This is a genomic window from Pseudoxanthomonas sp. LjRoot204_2 (assembly GCF_056175765.1).
The window spans coordinates 1-1,649 of record NZ_JBGFFG010000597.1 but is presented as its reverse complement, the minus strand read 5'-3'; the positions used below and the strand labels follow the sequence as shown (position 1 = coordinate 1,649).

Sequence of the window (1,649 nt, the reverse complement as noted above, 5' to 3'; positions counted from 1 at the left end):
TGCCCGGCCCGGATTTTCGGACGGCATGTGTTAGCGGATCGTCGTTGCCTTGCAGGAGCGCCCGGGGGGGGCTCCTGCGGGTAAGGCCTGGATGCCGGAGGTGCGTGACCGCCAGGGTGCTACCCGTTGTCCTGCAGCGCCAGTTGCATGTCGCGTTGGCGACGCTTCTCTTCCCGGGCCATGAACCACCAGCCCAGGAACGCGGCCACGCTGACCACCAGGATCATCAGCGTCGCGAGCGCATTGATCTTCGGACTCAGGCCCATGCGCACGGACGAGAACACCTTCATCGGCAGCGTGGTCGAACTGGGTCCGGCGACGAAACTGGCGATCACCACGTCGTCCAGCGACAACGTGAATGCCAGCAGCCAGCCCGACACCAGCGCCGGCGCGATGATCGGCAGCGTGATGAGGAAGAACACCTTGATGCGGTTCGCGCCCAGATCCATGGCGGCTTCTTCCAGCGACTTGTCCAGCTCCGACAGTCGCGAAGACACCACCACGGTGACGAAGGCCAGAGTGAAGGTCACGTGCGCGATCCAGATCGACAGGATGCCACGCGGTTGCAGCCCCACCACCTGGCCGAGCGAGACGAACATCAGCAGGATCGACAGGCCGATGATCACTTCCGGCATCACCAGCGGCGCGGTGATCAACGCGCCGAACAGCGTCTTGCCCGGGAAGCGGCGCATGCGCGTCATCACCAGGGCCGCCATCGTGCCGAGCACCACGGCCGCCGTCGCCGTCCAGAACGCGACCTTGATGCTGATCCATGCCGCCTGCAGCATCTGCGTATCGCGGAACAGCTCGGCGTACCACTTCAACGAGAATCCGGACCACACCGTGGCCAGGCGCGACTCGTTGAACGAATACACCATCAGGATGATGACCGGCACGTAGAGGAAGGCGAAGCCGAGCCCCAGGATCGTCCAGTTGACCGCGCGGTGTCCGGTGCGGCTCATGTCAGCCTCCCTTCCATCTCGCGCTGCTGCACCCGGTTGAAGATCAGGATGGGGATCAGCAGCAGGATCAGCATGACGATGGCCACCGCCGACGCCGCCGGCCAGTCGCGGTTGTTGAAGAACTCGCCCCACAGCACGCGGCCGATCATCAGCGTGTCCGGGCCACCGAGCAGTTCGGGGATGACGAACTCGCCGACCGCGGGGATCATCACCAGCATGCAGCCGGCGATGATGCCGGCCTTCGACAGCGGCAGGGTGATGGTGAAGAACGCCTTCCACGGTTTGGCGCCGAGGTCGTAGGCGGCCTCGAGCAGGCGGTGGTCGTGCTTCACCAGGTTGGTGTATAGCGGCAGCACCATGAAGGGCAGGTAGCAATAGACGATGCCGATGTACGCCGCCATCGGCGTGTACAGGATCTGCAGCGGTTCGTCGATCAGGCCGATCTTCATCAGCAGGTTGTTGAGCAGGCCGTTGTTCTTGAGGATGCCGATCCAGGCGTAGACGCGGATGAGGAACGACGTCCACGACGGCAGCACCACCAGCATCATCGCGATATTGCGCGACGAGGGGGGCATGCGGGCGATGACATAGGCGATCGGGTACGCGACCAGCAGCGCGAGGAAGGTCGAGATGGCCGCGATCTTGATCGAGCTGAGGTAGGCGGCCACGTACTGGGAATCGGTGAAC

At 64.0% G+C, this 1,649-nt stretch carries 2 protein-coding genes; both read right to left on the bottom strand.

Annotated elements, in window-relative coordinates:
* Window positions 1–119: 119 nt before the first annotated feature.
* Complete coding sequence (locus AC04L7_RS18245) at window positions 120–962, bottom strand: ABC transporter permease subunit (protein WP_299341570.1); 843 nt, start codon at window positions 960–962, stop codon at window positions 120–122.
* The coding region (locus AC04L7_RS18240; RefSeq protein ID WP_475513639.1) for an ABC transporter permease subunit at window positions 959–1,649 on the bottom strand (691 nt) is incomplete at its 5' end. The genes AC04L7_RS18245 and AC04L7_RS18240, both read right to left, overlap by 4 nt.